At 75.4% G+C, this 19,740-nt stretch carries 1 protein-coding gene (running past one end of the window); it reads right to left on the reverse strand.

The features are described 5' to 3' along the window. Positions 1–51: 51 nt before the first annotated feature. Positions 52–19,740, reverse strand: partial view of a type I polyketide synthase gene (locus ACIQ87_RS03510; protein WP_402400880.1) — the 3' portion only. 14,223 nt of this gene lie beyond the right edge of the window; only the last 19,689 of its 33,912 coding nucleotides appear in the window; the start codon falls outside the window, past its right edge; it ends in the stop codon at positions 52–54.

The following is a 19,740-nucleotide window of genomic DNA, read 5'->3' on the forward strand; positions in this document are numbered from 1 at the left end:
CCAACTCCTTCTGGTGATCCGGCAGTCCGGTGGTGCTCTGTCGAATGCCGGTCACGACATCCCCAACTCGTTGTCGATGAACGCGAAGACCTCGTCGGCGGTCGCCTCGTCCAGCTTCTGCGCGGTGGTGGCGGCGGTCGGCGCGTCGCGCCGGTCGCTCCAGCGGGCCAGGACGGCCTGCAGGCGGGCGACCACCTCCTCGCCGGTGTCCTCGTCGGGCAGCGGCTGCGCGAGCGCGGCCTCCAGCCGGGCGAGGGTGTCCAGCAGCGGTTCGTCTCCGGACCGCGGGTCGGCGAGCAGCTGCGGGTGCAGGTGCTCGGCCAGGGCCGTGGGCGTCGGGTAGTCGAAGACCACGGTGGCGGGCAGCCGCAGGCCGGTGAGGCCGTTGAGGCGGTTGCGCAGTTCGACCGCGGTCAGCGAGTCGAAGCCCAGCTCCCGGAAGGCCCGGGCCGTCCCGACGCCGTCGGTGCCGGTGTGACCGAGCACCGCCGCCGCCTCGGTCCGTACCGCGTCGACCAGCAGGCGCCTGCGCTCGGCCTCCGGGGCCTCGGTGAGGCGCTCCACCAGGACCGGCCGCCCGGAGGCGCCGGCCTGCGGACCGCTCTGCGGGCCGTCGTCGGCGAGGGCCGCGGCGACCTCGGGCAGGTCGGCGATCAGCGGGCGGGCCCGGCCGGCGGTGAAGGCCGGGGCGAAGCGCGCCCAGTCGACGTCGGCGACGGTCACCGCGGTCTCGCCGAGGCCGAGTGCCCGGTCGAGCGCCGCGACGGCCAACTCCGGTGCCATCGCCGGGAGTCCGCGGCGGGCGAGGTGTCCCTCGGCCTCGCCCTCGGCCATCCCGCCGCCGGCCCACGGGCCCCAGGAGACGGCCGTGGCGGCCAGGCCGCGCGAGCGGCGCTGCTCGGCCAGGGCGTCCAGGTAGGCGTTGGCGGCCGCGTACGAGCCCTGGGTTCCGCTGCCCCAGATGCCCGCGATGGACGAGAACAGCACGAACGCGTCCAGCGGGGTGTCGCCGAGCAGCTCGTCCAGGTGGACGGCGCCGCCGACCTTGGCCGCCAGCACCTCGGCCAGCTGGTCCGCGGTGATCTCGGCCAGCGGTACGGCCAGGTCCAGTCCGGCCGCGTGGACCACGGCGTCGACGGGGTGCTCGGCGAGCAGCCCGGCGACGGCCGTGCGGTCGGCCACGTCGCAGGCCGCGAGGGTGACCCGGACGCCGAGCCCGGTCAGCTCGGCGGCCAGCTCGGCGGCCCCGGCGGCCTGCGCGCCGCGCCGGCTGGTGAGCACCAGGTGCTCGGCGCCGGCCCGCGCCAGCCAGCGGGCGACCTGCCCGCCGAGGGCGCCGGTGCCGCCGGTGATCAGCACGGTGCCGCGCGGCGTCCACGGGGCCGGTGCCTCGGCCGCCCCGAGCGGACGGCTGTGCACCAGTCGGCGGACCAGCGCGCCGGAGGACCGCAGGGCGATCTGGTCCTCCCCGTCGGCGCCGGCGAGGACCGCCGCCAGGTGCTGCCGCGCCCGGTCGTCGAGCGTCTCGGGCAGGTCCAGCAGACCGCCCCAGCGCTGCGGCTGCTCCAGCCCGACCACCCGGCCGAGGCCCCAGACCTGGGCCTGGACCGCGTTGCGCAGCCGGTCCGTCGGACCGGTGGAGACCGCGCCGCCGGTGATCAGCCAGAGCGGTGCGCCGATTCCGGCGTCGCCCAGCGCCTGCACCAGGGCCAGGGTGCCGGACAGGCCGGCGGACAGGCCCGGGTGCTCGGCGTTCGAGCGCCCGGTCAGGGCCAGCAGGGAGAGCACACCCGCGATGGGGGCCTCCGCGCCGCCGGCGGCCTCGCGCAGCTCGCCGGCCAGGGCCGTGCGGTCCGCGGTCGCCGGGTCGACGGTGATCCGCTCGACCCGGGCGCCGTGCCCGGCCAGCAGGTCCGCCAGGTCGGCGGCCGGCTGCTCGCCGGCCGGGTCGGCGGGCTCGACGACCAGCCAGCGGCCGTCCAGGGACGGGGTGCCGTCCTGGTCGCCGGACAGGGCGCGCCAGCTGACGCGGTAGCGCCAGCGGTCCAGCGTCGACTCGTCGGCGTTGCGGCGCCGCCAGGACGACAGGGCGGGCAGGACCGCGCTCAGCGGCTCGTCCCCGCGGACGTCCAGGGTGCCGGTCAGCGCGGCCAGGTCGCCGCGTTCCACGGCGGCCCAGAAGTCCGCCTCGGCCGGGTCGTGCTCGGTGCCGCCGGCGGGGGCCGCCTGGGCGGCCTTCGGCCAGTACCGCTCACGCTGGAAGGCGTAGGTCGGCAGGTCCACCCGGCGGGCGCCGGAGCCGGCGAACAGGGCCTCCCAGTCGACCGCCGCGCCGCGGGTGTGGGCGACGGCCAGGGCCGCGGCGAGCGCGTCCCGCTCGGGCCGGTCGCCGCGCAGGGCGGCGGCGAAGGCGGTGTCCGGTCCGTCGACGCAGTCCTGGCCCATGGCCGAGAGCACGCCGTCGGGGCCGAGTTCGACGAAGGTGGTGACGCCCTGGGCTTCCAGGGTGCGCATCCCGTCGAGGAAGCGGACCGCCTCGCGGACGTGGCGCACCCAGTACTCGGGCGAGCACAGCTCCTCCGCCGTGGCCAGCGAACCGGTGACGTTGGAGACCACCGGGATGCGCGGGGCGCTGTACGTCAGCCCCTCGGCAACAGCCCGGAACTCCTCCACCATCCCGTCCATCAGCGGCGAGTGGAACGCGTGCGAGACGCTCAGCCGCTTGGTCTTCTCGAACTTCCCGGCGATCGCCAGGACTTCGGACTCCTCGCCCGAAACCACCACCGACGTGGGCCCGTTGATCGCCGCGATGCTCACCCGAGCGGTCAGCAGCGGCAGCACCTCCTCCTCCGAGGCCTTCACCGCGACCATCGCGCCGCCCTCCGGCAGCGCCTGCATCAACCTGCCACGCGCCGCGACCAGCGCCACCGCGTCGTCCAGCGACAGCACACCCGCGACATGCGCGGCCACCAGCTCACCGATCGAGTGGCCCACCAGGAAGTCCGGACGGACCCCCCAGCTCTCCACCAGCCGGAACAGCGCCACCTCGACCGCGAACAGCGCCACCTGGGTGAACTCCGTACGGGCGAGAACCGCAGCGTCCTCCCCGAACACCGCCTCCTTCAGCGGTAGTTCGACCCGCGCGCAGACCGCGTCGAAGGCGTCCGCGAACACCGGGTAGGCCTCGTACAGCTCCCGGCCCATGCCCGGACGCTGGCTGCCCTGACCGGTGAAGAGGAACGCCGACTTCCCGCCGGCCTCGCCCCGGGTGAGGCCCGGCAGGGACCCGCCCTCGGCGAGCTCTCCGAGCCCGCGCAGCACCGTCGCCCGGTCCGTGCCGGTGAGCACCGCGCGGTACTCGTGGGCGGCACGCCCGGTCGCCAGCGAGTACGCGGCGTCGAGCAGCGTGACCTCCGGGTGGCCGGCCAGGTGGGCCTGCAGGCGGCCGGCCTGTCGGCGCAGGGCCGACTCGGACCGGGCGGACAGCACCACCGGCAGGACCGGCGGCTCGACGGCGGCCCGGTCCTCCCCGGCGGCGGCCACCGGCTGGACGCCTTCCAGGATGACGTGGGCGTTGGTGCCGCTGAACCCGAAGGAGGAGACGCCCGCGCGGCGCGGGGCGCCGGTCTGCGGCCAGTCCCGCGACTGCGTCAGCAGCTCGACGGCGCCCGCCGACCAGTCGACGTGCGGGGTGGGCTCGTCGACGTGCAGGGTGCGCGGCAGCACGCCGGCGCGGATCGCCATGACCATCTTGATCACGCCGCCGACGCCGGCCGCCGCCTGGGTGTGGCCGATGTTGGACTTCAGCGAGCCCAGCCACAGCGGGTCCCCGCCGCGCTCCTGCCCGTAGGTGGCCAGCAGCGCCTGGGCCTCGATCGGGTCGCCCAGCACCGTGCCGGTGCCGTGCGCCTCGACCGCGTCCACCTCGCCGGCCGACAGCCCGGCACTGGCCAGCGCCGCGCGGATCACCCGCTGCTGCGCGGGGCCGTTCGGGGCGGTCAGGCCGTTGCTGGCACCGTCCTGGTTGACCGCGCTGCCGCGCACCACCGCGAGCACCGGGTGCCCGAGGCGCTCGGCGTCCGACAGCCGCTCCAGCAGCAGCACGCCGGCGCCCTCGCCCCAGCCCGTACCGTCCGCGGCGCCCGCGAAGGACTTGCAGCGGCCGTCGGCGGCCAGGCCGCGCTGGCGGCTGAACTCCAGGAAGGCCCCCGGCAGCGACATCACGGTGACACCGCCGGCCAGGGCCAGCGAGCACTCGCCGCTGCGCAGCGCCTGCACGGCGAGGTGCAGGGCGACCAGCGAGGAGGAGCACGCGGTGTCCACCGTCACCGCCGGGCCCTCCAGGCCGAAGGTGTACGCCAGCCGGCCCGAGACCACGGCGGCCGCGTTGCCGGTGCCGAGGAAGCCGTCGGCCTCCTGCGGCGCGCCGAGCAGCAGGGTCGCGTAGTCCTGGCCGTTGGAGCCGACGAACACGCCCGCCTGGCTGCCCTTCAGCGTGGCCGGGTCGATACCGGCCCGCTCGAAGGCCTCCCAGGAGGTCTCCAGCAGCAGCCGCTGCTGCGGGTCCATCGCCACCGCCTCGCGCGGCGAGATCCCGAAGAACGCCGGGTCGAAGCGGTCGGCGTCGTGGACGAAGCCGCCGTGGCGGGCGTAGGAGGTGCCCGGGTGCTCCGGGTCCGGGTGGTACAGGGCGTCCAGGTCCCAGCCGCGGTCGGTCGGCATCTCGCCGACCGCGTCGGTGCCGGAGAGCACCAGCTGCCACAGCTCCTCGGGGGTGCGGACACCGCCCGGGTAGCGGCAGCTCATCGCGACGATCGCGATCGGGTCGTCCTGCGTCCCGGTGCCGTCGCCGGAGGCCGGACGGACGGCGGGCAGGGCCGACTGCGGCTCGGCGCCGACGAGTTCGGTCCGAAGGTGCTCGGCCAGGGCGAGCGGCGTCGGGTGGTCGAAGACCAGGGTCGCGGGCAGCCGCAGGCCGCTGGTCTCGGTGAGCCGGTTGCGCAGCTCGACCGCGGTCAGCGAGTCGAAGCCCAGCTCCTTGAACGCGCGGTCCTCCTCGACCCGGGTGGCCGAGGCGTGGCCGAGCACGGCGGCGGCCTCGGTCCGCACCAGGTCCAGCAGGTACTGGCGGCGCTCGCCCTCGGCGAGGCCGAGCAGGTGGGTGCGCAGGGTGCCCGCGGCGTCGGTGGCGGCCGGGTGGGAGCCGGCGGCCAGCGCCTCGCCCGCCTCGGCGATCCGGTCGAGCAGGGGGCGCGGACGGGTGGCGGCGAAGGCCGGCGCGAAGCGCGCCCAGTCGACGTCGGCCACGGTGAGCGCCGGCTCGTCCGAGCCGACCGCACCGGCCAGCGCGGCGATCGCCAGGTCGGGCGCGATCGGCGCCAGGCCGCGGCGGCGCAGCTGCTCGCCCGCCTCGCCGTCGGCCATGCCGCCGTCGGCCCAGGGGCCCCAGGCGACGGCCGTGGCGGCCAGGCCGCGGGCACGCCGCTGCTCGGCCAGGGCGTCCAGGTAGGCGTTGCCCGCGGCGTAGGCGCACTGGCCCGCGCTGCCCCAGGTGCCGGCGATCGAGGAGAACAGGACGAAGGCGTCCAGTTCGGTGTCACCGAGCAGCTCGTCCAGGTGCGCCGCACCGGCCACCTTGGCGGCCACGACCGCGGAGAACTCCGCGAGTTCGGTGGCGGCCAGCGGGGTGGTCTGGCCGACGCCCGCGGTGTGCACGACCGCGTCGACGGGGTGCTCGGCGAGCAGCGCCTCGACGGCCGTACGGTCGGCGACGTCGCAGGCCGCGACGGTCACCCGGGCTCCGAGGCCCTCCAGCTCCGTACGCAGTTCGGCCGCGCCCGGGGCGTCCGGGCCGCGACGGCTGGTCAGCACCAGGTGCTCGGCGCCGTGCTCGGCCAGCCAGCGGGCGACCCGGGCGCCCAGGGCGCCGGTGCCGCCGGTGACCAGGACGGTGCCGCGCGGGTTCCAGCCCGCGCCCTCGGCGCGCTCGGCCCGGACGAGCCGGCGCACGAACACGCCCGAGGCGCGCACCGCCAGCTGGTCCTCGTCGGCCGGAGCGGCCAGGACGGCGGCCAGTCGGCCCTGCGCCCGCTCGTCCAGCACCTCGGGCAGGTCGAGCAGACCGCCCCAGAGCGCGGGGTGCTCCAGCGCCGCCACCCGGCCGAGGCCCCAGACCTGGGCCTGCGCCGCGTCGCGCAGCCGGTCTGCGCGGCCGACCGAGACCGCGCCCGAGGTGGCCAGCCACAGCGGGGCGGTGAGCTCGGCGTCGGCGAGCGCCTGGATCAGGACCATCGCCGACTCCGCGCTCGGCGCGAGCGCCAGCACGCCGGCCGGGGCGGACGGCAGCTGCGCCACCAGGGCGGCCGCCTCCTCCCGCGACCGGGTGCCCGGCTCCAGCCGGTGCACCGCGGCGCCGTGGGCGGTCAGCGCCCGCTCGGCCGCCTCGACCAGGTCGGCGGCGGCGTCGCCGGGTACCAGCACCCAGGTGCCGGACAGCGTCGCGGCTCCCGTCGCGGCGGCCGTCGGCTGCCAGGTGACGCGGTAGCGCCAGCCGTCCACCGTGCGGTCGTCGCGGTTGCGGCGGCGCCAGGAGGACAGCAGCGGCAGCAGCGGCAGCAGGTCGTCCTGCGGCCCGGTGCCGTCGACCGCGAGCGTCGCGGCCAGCGCCGCCACGTCCTCGCGCTCCACGGCGGACCAGAACTCGCTCTCGGCTCCGGAGAGTTCGGCGCGCTCGGCGCCCGCCTGCGGGGCCGCCGGGAGCGGCTCCGGCCAGTAGGCGTCCGGCTGGAAGGCGTACGTCGGCAGGGCGACCCGGTGGGCGCCGGTGCCGGCGAAGACCGCCTCCCAGTCGGGCCGGACACCGCCCGTGTGCACGGCGGCCAGGGCGGTGGCGACGGTCCGTGCCTCCGGCCGGCCGGCGCGCAGCGCGGCGGTGAACCGGGCGCGGGTGGACTCGCCCAGGCACTCCTGGGCCATCGCGGTGAGGACGCCGTCGGGGCCCAGCTCCAGGTAGGTGGTGACGCCCTGGGCCTCCAGGGTGCGCATCCCGTCGAGGAAGCGGACGGCCTCGCGGACGTGCCGGACCCAGTACTCGGGCGAGCACAGCTCCTCGGCGGTGGCCAGTTCACCGGTGACGTTGGAGACCACGTCGATCTGCGGCGCCGAATAGGTCAGGCTCTCGGCGACGGCGCGGAACTCCGCCAGCATGCCGTCCATCAGCGGCGAGTGGAACGCGTGGCTGACATGCAGCCGCTTGGTCTTCTCGAACTGACCGGCGATGGCCAGGACTTCGGCCTCGTCGCCCGAAACCACCACGGAGGAAGGCCCGTTGATCGCCGCGATGCTGACGTTACCGGTGAGCAGCGGCAGGATCTCGGCCTCGGTGGCCTTCACCGCCACCATCGCGCCGCCCTCCGGCAGCGCCTGCATCAGGCGGCCACGGGCGGACACCAGTGCGACGGCGTCGTCCAGCGACAGGACGCCCGCGACATGCGCGGCCACCAGTTCGCCGATCGAGTGACCGGCCAGGACGTCCGGACGGACCCCCCAGCTCTCGAAGAGGCGGAACAGCGCCACCTCGACCGCGAACAGCGCGACCTGGGTGAACTCGGTCCGGGCGAGAACGTCCGCGTCCTCGCCGAACACGGCCTCGCGCAGCGGCAGTTCGACCAGCGCGCAGACCGCGTCGAAGGCCTCGGCGAACACCGGGTAGGCCTCGTACAGCTCCCGGCCCATCCCCGGGCGCTGGCTGCCCTGACCCGTGAAGAGCACGGCGGACCTGCCGCCCCGGGCGCGGCCGCGCACCAGGTTGGGCGCGGTACGGCCCTCGGCCAACGCTGCCAGTCCGTCGCGCAGTTCGACGGCGTCGGCGCCGACCAGCACCGCCCGGTGCTCGTGGGCGGCCCGGGTGGTCGCCAGCGCGTAGCCGACGGACGCGGCGGTGTCGCCGTGGTCGGCGAGGTGCCGCTGGAGGCGGGCGGCCTGGTCGCGCAGGCTCTGCTCACTGCGGGCCGACAGCGGCCACAGCAGCGTCCTCGGCTCGGCGCCGGCCGGGGTGACCGGCTGCGCCGCGGGCGCGGCCGGCTCGGCCGGGGCCTGCTCCAGGACGGTGTGGGCGTTGGTCCCGCTGACGCCGAAGGAGGAGACGGCCGCACGGCGCGGACGTCCGGTCTCCGGCCAGGGCCGGGCCTCGGTCAGCAGCTCGATCGCGCCGGCCGACCAGTCGACCTCGGGGGACGGCTCGTCCACGTGGAGGGTCTTGGGCAGCACACCCTCCCGCATCGCCATGACCATCTTGATCACGCCGCCGACACCGGCCGCCGCCTGGGCGTGGCCGATGTTGGACTTCAACGACCCCAGCCACAGCGGCTGGTCGTCGTCGCGGCCCCGGCCGTAGGTGGCCAGCAGGGCCTGGGCCTCGATCGGGTCGCCGAGCACCGTGCCGGTGCCGTGCGCCTCGACGGCGTCCACCTCGTCGGCGGACAGTCGGGCGGCCGCCAGGGCCTGGCGGATGACGCGCTGCTGGGCCGGGCCGTTCGGGGCGGTCAGCCCGTTGCTGGCACCGTCCTGGTTGATCGCGCTGCCGCGGACCACCGCGAGCACCGGGTGCCCGTTGCGGCGGGCGTCGGAGAGGCGCTCCAGCAGGAGCAGGCCCGCACCCTCCGCCCAGCCGGTGCCGTCGGCGCAGGCCGCGAAGGGCTTGCAGCGGCCGTCGGGCGCGAGGCCCTGCTGACGGCTGAACTCGACGAACAGGCCGGGGGTGGCCATCACGGTGGCGCCGCCGGCCAGGGCCAGCGAGCACTCGCCGTTGCGCAGCGCCTGGGCGGCCAGGTGCAGAGCGACCAACGAGGAGGAGCAGGCGGTGTCCACGGTCACCGCGGGGCCCTCGAGCCCGAAGGTGTACGCGACGCGCCCGGACACCACGCTGGTCGAGGTACCCGTGAGCAGGTGACCCTCCAGCCCGGAGCCGGCCAGGATGTTGGTGTAGCCCTGGTAGGCCGCCCCGACGAACACGCCGGTCGCGCTGCCGCGCAGCGCGCCCGGGTCGATCCCGGCCCGCTCGAACGCCTCCCACGAGGCCTCCAGCAGCAGCCGCTGCTGCGGGTCCATGGCGAGCGCCTCGCGCGGCGAGATCCCGAAGAAGTCCGCGTCGAACTCGCCCGCGCCGAGCAGGAACCCGCCCTCGCGGACGTAGCTGGTGCCGCTCTTGGTCCGGTCCTGGTCGTACAGGGCCTCGGTGTCCCAGCCGCGGTCGGCCGGGAACGGGCTGATGGCGTCGCCGCCCTCCGCGACCAGCTGCCACAGCTGCTCCGGGCTGCGCACTCCGCCGGGGAAGCGGCAGCTCATCGCCACGATGACGACCGGGTCGTCGTCGGCGGCGGCCCGGACGGGCAGCGGTGCCTGCACCGCGGGCTCCTCGCCCGCGAGTTCGGCCCGCAGGTGCTCGGCCAGCGCCGCCGGGCTCGGGTGGTCGAAGACCAGGGTGGCCGGCAGCCGCAGGCCGGTGACGGCGTTGAGACGGTTGCGCAGCTCGACCGCGGTCAGCGAGTCGAAGCCGAGCTCCTTGAACGCCCGGTCCGCGTCCACCTGTTCGGCGGCGGCGTGCCCGAGCGCGGTGGCCGCGTGGCCGCGGACCAGGTCGGTCAGCAGGCGCAGCTGCTCGGCGGTGGCGAGCCCGGCCAGCTTGCGGGCCAGGCCGGACTTGGCCTCGCCGGCGCTGACGGCGGCCGCGGTGCGGCGGCTCTTCGGCCGGACCAGCGCGCGCAGCAGCGGCGGCACGGTGCCCGCGCCGACCTGCTGGCGGATGGTGGCGAGGTCGAGCCTGGCGGGCATCAGCTGGGCCTCGTCGGTGCCCAGCGCCGCGTCGAACAGGGCGAGGCCGTCCTCGGACGACAGCGCCCGCATGCCCGAGCGCGACATGCGCGTCACGTCGGCCTCGTCCAGGTGGCCGGTCATGCCGCTGCGTTCGGCCCAGAAGCCCCAGGTCAGGGCGTGGGCGGGCAGGCCCAGCGCGCGGCGGTGGTGGGCCAGCGCGTCGAGCAGCACGTTGGCCGCCGCGTAGTTGCCCTGGCCGGCGCCGCCGAAGGTGCCGGCGGCGGCGGAGAAGAGCACGAAGGCGGCGAGGTCGCTGCCGGCGGTGAGCTCGTGCAGGTTGAGCGCGCCGTCCACCTTGGGCCGGAGCACCTCCGTGACGCGCTCGGGGGTGAGCGCCGACACCACGCCGTCGTCCAGGACGCCGGCGGTGTGCACCACGGCGGTCAGCGGGTGCGCCACCGGGACGGCGTCCAGCACCGCGGCCAGCGCGGCCCGGTCGGCGACGTCACAGGACGCCAGGGTGACCTCGGCACCCGAATCGCCCAGCTCGCGGGCGAGTTCACGCCCGGCCTCGGACTCGGCGGCCCGACGGCCGGTGAGCACCAGGTGCCGGATGCCGTACCGGGTCACCAGGTGGCGGGCCAGCAGCCCGCCGAGGGTGCCGGTGCCGCCGGTGATCAGGACGGTGCCGTCCCGGTCCGGGAGCGGCGGCATGGTCAGCACCAGCTTGCCGGTGTGCCGGGCCTGGCTGAGGAAGCGGAACGCCTCCGGCGCCTGCCGGATGTCCCAGGTCGCGATCGGCAGCAGCCGCAGCTCACCGCGCTCGAACAGGGCGACGATCTCCCGCAGCATCTCGCGGATCCGGTCCCGGCCGGCCTCGACCAGGTCGAACGCCTGGTAGCGCACGCCCTCGTGGTCGGCCGCGACCACCTGCGGGTCCCGCTTGTCGGTCTTGCCCATCTCCAGGAAGCGCCCGCCGCGCGGCAGCAGCCGCAGCGAGGCGTCGACGAACTCGCCCGACAGGGAGTCCAGCACGACGTCCATGCCGGCGCCGTCCGTGGCCGCCAGGAAGGCGCCCTCGAAGTCGAGGGTCCGGGAGTTCGCGATGTGCGCGTCGTCCAGACCCGAGGCCCGCAGGGTCTCCCACTTGCCGGGGCTCGCCGTGCCGAACACCTCGGCACCCAGGTGCCGGGCCAGCTGCACGGCGGCCATCCCGACACCGCCGGCGGCGGCGTGCACCAGCACCCGCTCGCCGGCGCGCAGACCGCCCACGTCCACCAGGCCGTAGTAGGCGGTCAGGAACACCACCGGCACGGAGGCGGCCTGAACGAAGGTCCAGCCCTCCGGGATCCGGGCCAGCAAGCGGTGGTCGACCACCGAGTACGGCGCGAACGAGCCGGAGAACAGACCCATCACCCGGTCACCCGGGGCCAGGTCCGTCACCTCGGCGCCGACCTCCAGGACGACACCCGCGCCCTCGTTCCCCATCACCTGCTGGTCGGGGACCATGCCCAGGGCGAGCACGACGTCGCGGAAGTTGAGGCCGGAGGCGCGCAGCGCGACTCGCACCTCCCGGGCGCCGAGCGGGCGGAACTCCTCCGGGCAGGGCGCCAGGACGAGGTTCTCCAGGGTCCCCTCGGCCGTGACGTCCAGCCGCCAGGCCGGCTGCCCCACCGGGGGCACGAGCCGGCCCGAGGAGCCCGGACGGGCCAGCCGGGGAGCGCGGACCGCACCGGCCCGCACGGCCAGCTGCGGCTCGTCGGTGGCGAGCGCGGCGAGCACCGCCTCGGCGGCGCCGACGGCGTCCGCCTCCTCGGCGTCGACGTCGAGGTCGAGGTCGAGGTCGAGGTCGAGCAGGACGAAGCGGCCCGGGTTCTCCGACTGCGCGGAGCGGATCAGGCCCCACACCGGGGCGTACGCCAGGTCGGTGACGTCCTCGCCGGTGGCGGTGGCGACGGCGCCGCTCGTCACGAACACCAGCCGGGACTCGGCGAACCGGTCCTCGGCCAGCCAGGCCTGGGCGGCGGCCAGCGCGACGAGCACAGCCGCGTGCGCGGCCTCGGCGGCCGGGAACGCGCCCGACCCGTCGCCGGTGACACCGGCCACAGCCCGGCCGAGCGGCAGGAACACCAGCTCGGGGACGTCCTGCGCCCCGGCCAGCTCCGGCAGACCGGCGAAGACGGGCGCGGACCCGGCCAGGTCGCGCAGGACGGACGGCAGCCCGGCCGCGTCCGCAGCGACCAGCGCACGACGCACGGCGGCGCCCTCGACCGGCTCCGCCCCGAGCAGCGCCCAGTCCAGGCGGAACAGCGCGTCACGCGGGGCGCCCTGACCGGCGGCCACGCCGTCGGCGGAGACCTCGCGCAGCACCAGCGAGTCGATCGCCACGACCGGCGCACCGGTCTCGTCGACGGCCAGCAGCCTCACCGCGTCCGGCCCGGCGGCCGTGAGGCGCACCCGCACCCGGGCGGCACCGACGGCCGACAGACCGACGCCCGACCAGGAGAACGGCAGACGCGCCCGGCCGGTGTCCGCGAGCAGCTCGCCCAGCCCCACCGCGTGCAGCGCCGCGTCGAGCAGCGCCGGGTGCAGGCCGTACCGGCCGGCCTCCGACTGGACCTCCTGCGGCAGTTCGACCTCGGCGAGGACGTCGTCCCCGATCCGCCAGGCGGCCCGCAGCCCCTGGAAGGCCGGGCCGTAGCCGTAACCGGCGGCGGCCAGCCGCTCGTAGAAGCCCTCGACGGGCAGCTCGACGGCACCCTCCGGCGGCCAGACGGCCTCGGTCGCCGGGGCCTGCACCTGGTCACCGGCGGCGACCAGACCGGTCGCGTGCCGCAGCCACGGCTCGTCGGCGGCGGCGTCCTGCGGACGGGAGTGCACCGACACCGGGCGGGCGCCCGAACCGTCGGCGGCACCCACCCACACCTGGACGGCCACCGCGCCGCGCTCCGGCAGCACCAGCGGCGCCTCCAGCGTCAGGTCCTCGATCCGGTCGCAGTCGACCTCGTCGCCCGCGCGGAACACCAGCTCGACGAACGCCGTCCCGGGCAGGATCACCGCGCCGCCGACGGCGTGGTCGGCCAGCCACGGGTGGCTCTGCACCGACAGCCGGCCGGTCAGCACCAGGCCCTCGCCCTCGGCGAGCACCACGGCGGCACCGAGCAGCGGGTGGTCGGCGGACTCCAGGCCCATCGCGGTCGCGTCGCCGATCCAGGAGCCGGACGGCTTCGGCCAGAAGCGTTGCCGCTGGAAGGCGTAGGTCGGCAGGTCGATGCGGCGGGCCGTGGGGAACTGGGCGGCCCAGTCGACGGTGGCGCCGTTGCTCCAGGCCTCGGCGAGGGCGGTCAGGAAACGCTCCCGGCCACCGTGGTCGCGACGCAGGGTCCCCTGGACCGTCGCCTCGACGGCGCTGGCGTCAATGGCCTCCTGGATGCCGACGGTCAGCACCGGATGGGCGCTCACCTCCACGAACTGCGAGTGACCGGACGCGAGGAGAGCCTCGACGGTGCTCGCGAACTCCACCGTCTGGCGCAGGTTGCGGTACCAGTAACCGGCATCCAGCGAAGCGCTGTCGATCACCTCACCGGTCACGGTGGAGTGGAACGGCACCTCCGGAACACGCGGGGCGACCGGGGACAGCAGCTCGGCCAGGCGGGCCTCGATGCGCTCCACGTGCGCCGAGTGCGACGCGTAGTCCACCGCGATCCGACGAGCCCGGATCTCCTGCCCGGTGCAGTACTCCACCAGCTCGTCCAGGGCACCGGCGTCGCCGGAAACCACAACGGAGTTCGGGCCGTTGACGGCCGCGATCGAGATTCCCTCACGGCCCTCCAGCAGCTCGCGGACGCTCTCCACGGGCAGCGGGACGGACACCATGCCACCCAGGCCCGACAGTTCGATGATCGCCTGGCTCCGCAGCGCCACCACCAGCGCGGCATCCTCCAGCGACAGCGCACCGGACACGGCAGCGGCGGCAATCTCGCCCTGCGAGTGCCCGACCACCGCCGACGGCTCCACACCGTACGAACGCCAGAGAGCAGCCAGCGACACCATCACGGCGAACAGCACCGGCTGGACCACGTCCACCCGCTCCATCCACCCGCCGTCCTCACCCGAGACGACCACCAGCAGGTCCCAGTCGACGTACGACGCAAGAGCGCTCGCGCACTCCTCCATCCGCGAACGGAACACCGGCTCGTCCGCCAGCAGTTCGCGGGCCATGCCCAGCCACTGCGACCCCTGACCGGGGAACACGAACACCGGGCCACCGGTCGTCCGGGCCGTGCCCTGGACCAGCTGAGCCACCTGCTCACCGTCGGCGAGCGCGGCGAGACCGGCGAACAGATCCGCCTTCCCCGCAGCAACGACGACCGCGCGGTGCTCGAACACCGAACGGGCCGTCGCCAGCGCCCCGGCGACCGCGGCCGGGTCGAGGGACTCCCCGGCGGCCGCGCTCTCCGTGAGGTGCGCCGCCAGACGGCGGGCCTGGTCGCGCAGCGCGGCCTCGGTGTGCCCGGAGAGCACCCAGGGCAGCGGGCCCGCGGTCCCGTCGGCGGGCGCCGGCTCGGCCGGGGAGGCCGCCGGCGCCTGCTCGATGATGGTGTGGGCGTTGGTGCCGCTCATGCCGAAGGAGGAGACGGCCGCACGGCGCGGGCGTCCGCGCTCGGGCCAGTCCCGGGCCTCGGTCAGCAGCTCGACCGCGCCCGAGGCCCAGTCGACGTGCGGGGTGGGCTCGTCCACGTGCAGGGTCTTGGGCAGCACCCCGTTGCGGATCGCCATGACCATCTTGATCACACCGCCGACGCCGGAGGCGGCCTGGGTGTGGCCGATGTTCGACTTCAACGAGCCGAGCCAGAGCGGCTCTTCGGTGTGCTCCTGGCCGTAGGTGGCGAGCAGCGCCTGGGCCTCGATCGGGTCGCCGAGGGTGGTGCCGGTGCCGTGGGCCTCGACGGCGTCGACCTCGGCGGCGGTCAGCCCGGCGTCGGCCAGGGCCTGCCGGATGACGCGCTGCTGGGCCGGGCCGTTGGGGGCGGTCAGGCCGTTGCTGGCACCGTCCTGGTTGATCGCGCTGCCACGGATCACCGCGAGCACCTGGTGCCCGTTGCGCTCGGCGTCGGAGAGACGCTCCAGCAGCAGCATGCCCGCGCCCTCGCCCCAGCCCGTACCGTCCGCCGAGGCCGCGAAGGCCTTGCAGCGGCCGTCCGAGGCCAGCGCCCGCTGGCGGCTGAACTCCACGAAGGTGCCCGGGGTGGACATCACGACCACACCGCCGGCCAGCGCCATCGTGCACTCGCCGCTGCGCAGCGACTGCACGGCGAGGTGCAGGGCGACCAGCGAGGAGGAGCAGGCCGTGTCGACGGTGACCGCCGGGCCTTCCAGCCCGAAGGTGTAGGCGAGACGCCCGGAGACCACGCTGGCCGCGTTGCTGGTGGCCAGGTAGCCGTCGGTGCCCTGCGGGCTGGCCATCAGCAGGCTCGCGTAGTCCTGGCTGTTGGTGCCGGCGAAGACACCCGTCCGGGTGCCGCGCGCCGCGTCGGGGGTGATGCCGGCGCGCTCGAAGGCCTCCCAGGTGGTCTCCAGCAGCAGGCGCTGCTGCGGGTCCATGGCGAGGGCCTCGCGCGGGTTGATCCCGAAGAAGCCGGGGTCGAACTCGCCGACACCGTAGAGGAATCCGCCCTGGTCGGCGTAGGAGGTGCCGGGGTTCGCCGGGTCCGGGTCGTAGAGCGCGTCCAGGTCCCAGCCGCGGTCGGCCGGCATGCCGCCGACGGCGTCGCGGCCCTCGGCGACCAGTCGCCACAGGTCCTCGGGGCTGCTCACGCCGCCCGGGTAGCGGCAGGCCATCGCGACGATCGCGATCGGCTCGTCGTCCACGGCCGACGTCCGCACCGGGATGTCGTCCACCGTGCCCACGGTGCCGAGGAGTTCGGCACCGATGTGGGCAGCGAGAGCGGAGGCAGTCGGGTGGTCGAAGACCAGGGTCGCGGGCAGCCGCAGACCCGTGGCCGTGTTCAGGCGGTTGCGCAGCTCGACGGCGGTCAGCGAGTCGAAGCCCAGCTCCTTGAACGCCCGACCCGCCTCGACCGCACCGGCGGAGGCGTGCCCCAGGACGGCGGCGGCCTCGGTGCGGACCAACTCGACCAGCAGGCGGTCGCGTTCGGCCTGCGGCCGGCCGGACAGCCGGTCCCGCAGCTCGTTCGCCGGGCCGCCCGGGGTGGCCCCGCCGTCCTCGGTCTCGGCCAGCACCCGGACCACGTCCGGGAGTTCGGCGATCAGCGGGCGCGGGCGGGCGGCGGTGAAGGCCGGGGCGAACCGCGACCAGTCCACGTCCGCGACGGTCACCGTCGCGTCGCTGCCGTCCACGGCCTGCGCCAGCGCCGCGACCGCCGGGGCCGGAGCCATCGGCAGCAGACCACGCCGACGCAGCTGGGCCTCGTTGTCGCCCTGGGCGGCCATACCGCCCTCGGCCCACGGACCCCAGGAAACCGCCGTGGCAGCCAGGCCACGGGCACGCCGCTGCTCGGCCAGCGCGTCCAGGTAGGCGTTGGCGGCCGCGTAGGCGGCCTGCCCACCACTGCCCCAGACACCCGCGATGGAGGAGAAGAGGACGAAGGCGTCCAGCTCGGTGTCACCGAGCAGCTCGTCCAGGTGCGCCGCACCGTCCACCTTCGCGGCCAGGACCTCGGCGAACTCCTCCACCGTGGTCGTGCCCAGCGGCGTCGCGCGGTCCACACCGGCGGTGTGGACGACGGCGGTGAAGGCGTGCTCGGCGAGCAGCGCCTCGACCGCCGCACGGTCGGCGACATCACACGCGGTGACCGTCACCTCGGCGCCAAGGCTCTGCAGCTCCTCGCGCAGCTCGGCCGCGCCGGGGGCCTCCAGTCCGCGACGGCTGGTGAGCACCACGTGCTCGGCACCGCCACCCGCCAGCCAACGGGCCACATGCGCACCCAGGGCGCCGGTGCCGCCGGTGACCAGGACGGTGCCACGCGGGCTCCAGCCCGTGCCCTCGGCACGCTCGGCCCGGACGAGTCGGCGTACGAACACGCCGTTCGCGCGCACGGCGAGCTGGTCCTCGTCGCCCAGACCGGCGAGCACGGCGGCCAGTCGGCCCTGGGCCCGCTCGTCCAGCACCTCGGGCAGGTCGACCAGACCGCCCCAGCCCTGCGGATACTCCAGACCGAGCACCCGGCCCAGGCCCCAGACCTGCGCCTGGGACGCGTCACGCAGCACATCCGCACGACCCGTCGACACCGCACCGTTGGTCAGCAGCCACAGCGGCGTCTCGACGCCCGCGTCGGCGAGCGCCTGGACCGTGACCAGCGTCGACTGGACGGTGTCCGCCACGACGACGGCACCGACCAGGTCCTCGACCTCGGCCACAGCCAGGCCGATCCGGACGGACAGCTCCTCCCGGTCCGGCACGCCCGCACCGATCTCCACCGGCAGAACAGCGGCACCATGACCGGACAGCGCGGCAACCACGCCCGCCGACTCGGCACCGGCCGGAACCAGCACCAGCCAAGTCCCACCCAGGACGGCCGGCTGTCCGCCGACACCCGCCACCGGCTTCCACGTCACCCGGTAACGCCAGCCCTCGGCCGCCGACTCCTCCTGCCGCTTACGACGCCAGGACGACAGCGCGGGCAGCAGCGCATCCGCGCTGTCCTCCCGACGCACATCGAGCGTCGACAGGAACGTGTCCAGATCCCCCGCATCGACCGCGTCCCAGAACCGCGCCTCGGCCGCGCTCAGCGCAACCGCACCCTCCGACACGACCTCACGCTCGGCGGCCTGCGGCCAGTAACGCTGCCGCTGGAAGGCATACGTCGGCAACTCGACCCGACGCGCACCCGCACCCGCACCCGCACCCGCGAACACGCCGCGCCAGTCCACCGCGACACCGTGAACGTGAACGGTCGCGAGCGCCGCCAGCGCGGTCTGCACCTCCGGACGCTCAGCACGCAGCGCCGGGGTGAACACGCCCTGCTCGACGCACTCCTGGCCCATGGCCGACAGCACACCACCCGGGCCCAGCTCGACAAAGGTGGTGACACCCTCGACCGCAAGAGCCCGCATGCCGTCGGCGAAGCGAACCGCCTGACGCACATGACGCACCCAGTACTCGGGCGAGCACAGCTCCTCGGCGCCGGCCAGGGCACCGGTCACGTTGGACACGACCGGGATGACCGGCGCGGCGTAGCTCAGGCCCTCGGCGACGGCCCGGAACTCCGCCAGCATCCCGTCCATCAGCGGCGAGTGGAAGGCGTGGCTGACATGCAGCCGCTTGGCCTTCTCGAACTGCCCGGCGATCGCCAGAACTTCGGACTCGTCGCCCGAAATCACCACGGAGGACGGCCCGTTGACGGCCGCGATGCTCACCTGAGCGGTCAGCAGCGGCAGCACCTCCTCCTCCGAGGCCTTCACCGCCACCATCGCGCCACCCTCCGGCAGCGCCTGCATCAGCCGGCCACGGGCCGCCACCAGGGTGACGGCGTCATCGAGCGAGAGGACGCCCGCGACGTGCGCGGCCGCGATCTCACCGATCGAGTGGCCCACCAGGAAGTCCGGGCCGACACCCCAGCTCTCGAACAGGCGGAACAGCGAAACCTCGACGGCGAACAGCGCGAGCTGGGTGTACTCGGTGCGAGCGAGGACCGCAGCATCCTCACCGAACACCACGTCAAGCAGCGGCAGTTCGGCCCGTGCGCAGACCGCGTCGAAGGTGTCCGCGAACACCGGGTAGGTGTCGTACAGCTCCCGGCCCATGCCCGGACGCTGGCTCCCCTGTCCCGTGAACAGGAACGCCGTCCGCCCGGCACCCGCCGTGCCCGTGATCAGCCCGGCGGCGGATCGGCCCTCGGCCAGTGCCGCCAGGCCCTCGCGCAGACCGGCCTGGTCGCCGGCCGTCACCGCGGCGCGGTGCTCCAGCGCGGCACGGGTGGTGGCCAGCGAGAGGCCGACCTCGGCGGGCGACAGGTCGCCGGCCTCGTCCAGCACTGCCAGCAGTCGGCCGGCCTGCGCCCGGAGCGCCTCCGGGCTGCCCGCCGACAGCACCCACGGCGCCACCGGACCGGTCTCGCCGGCGGGCGCCGGCTCGGCCGGGGAGGCCGCCGGGGCCTGCTCGATGATGGTGTGGGCGTTGGTGCCGCTCATGCCGAAGGAGGAGACGGCCGCGCGACGCGGGCGTCCGCGCTCCGGCCAGTCCCGGGCCTCGGTCAGCAGCTCGACGGCGCCGGAGGCCCAGTCGACCTCGGGGGTCGGCTCGTCGACGTGGAGGGTCTGCGGCAGCACGCCGTGCTGCATCGCCATGACCATCTTGATGATGCCGCCGACGCCGGAGGCGGCCTGGGTGTGGCCGATGTTCGACTTGAGGGAGCCGAGCCACAGCGGGTCCCCGCTGCGCTCCTGGCCGTAGGTGGCGAGCAGCGCCTGGGCCTCGATCGGGTCACCCAGTCGGGTGCCCGTGCCGTGGGCCTCGACGGCGTCGACCTCGTCTGCCGACAGCCCGGCGTCGGCCAGGGCCTGCCGGATGACGCGCTGCTGCGCGGGGCCGTTGGGGGCGGTGAGGCCGTTGCTCGCACCGTCCTGGTTGATCGCCGAGCCACGCACGACCGCCAGCACGCGGTGCCCGTTGCGCTCGGCGTCCGACAGGCGCTCCAGCAGCAGCACACCGGCGCCCTCGCCCCAGCCGGTGCCGTCCGCCGCGGCCGCGAAGGCCTTGCAGCGACCGTCCGAGGCCAGGCCGCGCTGGCGGCTGAACTCCACGAAGGTGCCCGGGGTGGACATCACGACCACACCACCGGCCAGCGCCATCGTGCACTCGCCGCTGCGCAGCGCCTGGACCGCCCAGTGCAGAGCAACCAACGAGGACGAGCACGCCGTGTCGACGGTCGCCGCCGGACCCTCAAGACCGAAGGTGTACGCCAG

It is taken from the genome of Kitasatospora sp. NPDC096204 (assembly GCF_044763205.1).
GTDB lineage: Bacteria > Actinomycetota > Actinomycetes > Streptomycetales > Streptomycetaceae > Kitasatospora.